A 3603-nucleotide genomic window follows, 5' to 3' on the forward strand; every position below is an offset into this window, starting at 1 on the left:
GAGATTAAGCAAGACAGTATTACCGTTCTTTAACAATTGAGAAGAAGTAAAGTAGAAATAATCAAAATTATTTCTGTAAAGAGAAGTTAGCAACGACAGTTGTTAATGGAAATTATGGAAGGGTTGTGATTGTATCGAACAAACATAGTATTACAAAGAGTTTGAAAAGCACTGCTGCAAAGCAGAGTTTTAGAAAAAATCAAATTCCTTGAGATACGGCAAACGCTAAAGAAATACTCATAAGTAATAAGAACTATAACCGGTTTTTAGTGATGAACCTGGGTTCAGTAATGAACACAGACACTAGAAGCTAACGTTATAGGGACAAGTGACTAAGTGCACATGGTGGATGCCTTGGCGATATCAGGCGATGAAGGACGTAGTAGCTTGCGATAAGCTGCGGGGAGCGAGCAAACACGCTTTGATCCGCAGATTTCCGAATGGGGAAACCCGGCCGTAAGGTCATTGCAACATGAATACATAGTGTTGCAAAGCGAACGTGGCGAACTGAAACATCTAAGTAGCTACAGGAAAAGAAATCAACCGAGATTCCCAAAGTAGTGGCGAGCGAAATGGGAACAGCCGCAAGTGATAGCAGACTTGATAGTAGAACGGAATGGAAAGTCCGGCCATAGAGGGTGATAGCCCCTTATACGAAATCATATCTGTGGTACTAGGCTTGCAACAAGTAGGGCGGGACACGAGAAATCCTGTCTGAACATGGGGGGACCATCCTCCAAGGCTAAATACTCGATATCGACCGATAGTGAACCAGTACCGTGAGGGAAAGGCGAAAAGAACCCCGGAAGGGGAGTGAAATAGATCCTGAAACCGTGTGCATACAAACAGTAGGAGCGGACTTGTTCCGTGACTGCGTACCTTTTGTATAATGGGTCAGCGACTTACATTCAGTGGCAAGGTTAACCGCATAGGGAAGCCGTAGAGAAATCGAGTCCGAATAGGGCGAAATTAGTCGCTGGGTGTAGACCCGAAACCAAGTGATCTACTCATGGCCAGGTTGAAGGTGCGGTAACACGCACTGGAGGACCGAACCCACTAATGTTGAAAAATTAGGGGATGAGCTGTGGGTAGGGGTGAAAGGCTAAACAAACTTGGAAATAGCTGGTTCTCTCCGAAAACTATTTAGGTAGTGCCTCAAGTATCACCATCGGGGGTAGAGCACTGTTATGGCTAGGGGGTCATCGCGACTTACCAACCCATTGCAAACTCCGAATACCGATGAGTGCGAGCTTGGGAGACAGACGTCGGGTGCTAACGTCCGGCGTCAAGAGGGAAACAACCCAGACCGCCAGCTAAGGTCCCAAAGTATCGCTAAGTGGAAAACGAAGTGGGAAGGCTAAAACAGTCAGGAGGTTGGCTTAGAAGCAGCCACCCTTTAAAGAAAGCGTAATAGCTCACTGATCGAGTCGTCCTGCGCGGAAGATGTAACGGGGCTAAGCGATACACCGAAGCTGCGGATATATCTTAGGATATATGGTAGGAGAGCGTTCTGTAAGCCTGCGAAGGTGTCTTGTAAAGGATGCTGGAGGTATCAGAAGTGCGAATGCTGACATGAGTAGCGATAATGGGGGTGAAAAGCCTCCACGCCGTAAGCCCAAGGTTTCCTGTTCAACGTTCATCGGAGCAGGGTGAGTCGGCCCCTAAGGCGAGGCAGAGATGCGTAGCTGATGGGAAGCAGGTTAATATTCCTGCACCGTCGTATGATGCGATGGGGGGACGGATCACAGAAGGTCGTCAGGCGGTTGGAAGAGCCTGTTCTTGACTTGTAGAAGGCACTTAGGCAAATCCGGGTGCGTAATTCAAGGGGTTGAGACGAGTGAATTAATTCATGAAGCGATCGGAAGTGGTTCCAAGAAAAGCCTCTAAGCTTCAGTCATACGAGACCGTACCGCAAACCGACACAGGTGGGCGAGATGAGTATTCTAAGGCGCTTGAGAGAACTCGGGAGAAGGAACTCGGCAAATTGGTACCGTAACTTCGGGATAAGGTACGCCCTTGTAGTTTGACCCCCCTGCGGGGGAAGGATGAAAGGGTTGCAATAAACTGGTGGCTGCGACTGTTTAATAAAAACACAGCACTCTGCAAACACGAAAGTGGACGTATAGGGTGTGACGCCTGCCCGGTGCTGGAAGATTAAATGATGGGGTGCAAGCTCTTGATTGAAGTCCCAGTAAACGGCGGCCGTAACTATAACGGTCCTAAGGTAGCGAAATTCCTTGTCGGGTAAGTTCCGACCTGCACGAATGGCGTAACGATGGCCACACTGTCTCCTCCCGAGACTCAGCGAAGTTGAAATGTTTGTGATGATGCAATCTACCCGCGGCTAGACGGAAAGACCCCATGAACCTTTACTGTAGCTTTGCATTGGACTTTGAACCAATCTGTGTAGGATAGGTGGGAGGCTTTGAAGCGGGGACGCCAGTTCTCGTGGAGCCAACCTTGAAATACCACCCTGGTTTGTTTGAGGTTCTAACCTTGGCCCGTTATCCGGGTCGGGGACAGTGCATGGTAGGCAGTTTGACTGGGGCGGTCTCCTCCCAAAGTGTAACGGAGGAGTTCGAAGGTACGCTAGTTACGGTCGGACATCGTGACGATAGTGCAATGGCATAAGCGTGCTTAACTGCGAGACTGACAAGTCGAGCAGGTACGAAAGTAGGACATAGTGATCCGGTGGTTCTGTATGGAAGGGCCATCGCTCAACGGATAAAAGGTACTCTGGGGATAACAGGCTGATTCCTCCCAAGAGTTCATATCGACGGGGGAGTTTGGCACCTCGATGTCGGCTCATCACATCCTGGGGCTGTAGCCGGTCCCAAGGGTATGGCTGTTCGCCATTTAAAGTGGTACGTGAGCTGGGTTTAAAACGTCGTGAGACAGTTTGGTCCCTATCTGCCGTGGGCGTTGGAAGTTTGAAGGGGGCTGCTCCTAGTACGAGAGGACCGGAGTGGACGAACCTCTGGTGTATCGGTTGTCACGCCAGTGGCATTGCCGAGTAGCTATGTTCGGAAGAGATAACCGCTGAAAGCATCTAAGCGGGAAACTCGCCTTAAGATGAGACTTCCCAGAGACTAGATCTCTTTAAAGGGTCGTTCGAGACCAGGACGTTGATAGGCTGGGTGTGGAAGTGCAGTAATGCATTAAGCTAACCAGTACTAATTGCCCGTAAGGCTTGTCCCTATAACCTTAGCAGGTTATCTGTTACAAGTATTTGTGAAGTGTTTGCCTGAACCTTACGTCAGTAAGTTGTTCGACAACAGTCACAACCACCACAGCATGCCATGGTCTGGCGTGCTGTGAAAAAAACATTGATTAGTGCGATTCAATCCGCACACTCTACTGCGCTTCTTCCCAATTGGATTTGTTGACCCTCACAGAATAGCGTGACTTAACAGATCAACAAGTTATGCCTGATGACCATAGCAAGTCGGTACCACCCCTTCCCATCCCGAACAGGACCGTGAAACGACTCCGCGCCAATGATAGTGCTGCAACCAGTGTGAAAGTAGGTCATCGTCAGGCTTTTATTCCGCAAAGCCCTTAACTCCATCCGAGTTAAGGGCTTTTGCCTTTTTAGAATTTTGC

At 48.9% G+C, this 3603-nt stretch carries 2 rRNA genes; both read left to right on the top strand.

From position 1 onward, the window contains the following. Positions 1-322: 322 nt before the first annotated feature. Positions 323-3198, top strand: a 23S ribosomal RNA gene (locus tag QN395_RS21035). A gap of 229 nt (positions 3199-3427) precedes the next feature. Beyond that, positions 3428-3540 (top strand): 5S ribosomal RNA (gene rrf / locus QN395_RS21040). The last annotated feature ends 63 nt before the right edge of the window (positions 3541-3603 follow it).

Source organism: Undibacterium sp. RTI2.2 (genome assembly GCF_035018705.1).
GTDB lineage: Bacteria > Pseudomonadota > Gammaproteobacteria > Burkholderiales > Burkholderiaceae_D > Undibacterium.